This is a genomic window from Vibrio sp. 10N.286.49.E11 (assembly GCF_041469505.1).
In the GTDB taxonomy this organism is placed as follows: domain Bacteria; phylum Pseudomonadota; class Gammaproteobacteria; order Enterobacterales; family Vibrionaceae; genus Vibrio; species Vibrio crassostreae_C.
The window spans coordinates 1-349 of sequence record NZ_JBFRKQ010000112.1; the positions used below are offsets into that span (position 1 = coordinate 1).

At 51.0% G+C, this 349-nt stretch carries 1 protein-coding gene; it reads right to left on the reverse strand.

Annotation, left to right across the window (positions count from 1 at the left end; all coding sequences use genetic code 11):
• Positions 1-349: transposase (locus AB4167_RS21140; protein ID WP_372136976.1), on the reverse strand; the 349-nt coding region annotated here is incomplete at both ends.

The window sequence follows — 349 nt, forward strand, 5'->3', positions numbered from 1 at the left end:
TTTCACATTCGGCAGTGCCGATTCGGGTGAGTCAGCGCCTGAGCAGTAGAGCCACATATAACACTTCTTCTCTTCTTTGAGCACATTGAGCGGCGTTTCATCCGCCTGAACCACCACTTGTTGAAGCAGGTTCTCCTTCAAGGCCGCATACAGCGGGGCGAACTTCTCACTGACTTGGATAACCCACCTTGCCATGGTGGTGCGTGATAGCTCGATACCCGACTGGGTAAACAGCGATTCTTGGCGATAAAGTGGCATCGCGTATTGGTATTTTCCAAGAATGATGTTGGTCAGCAAACTTTCTGTGGCGAAGCTTTTAGGGATGAGGCTCTGAGGGGATGGCTTCTGA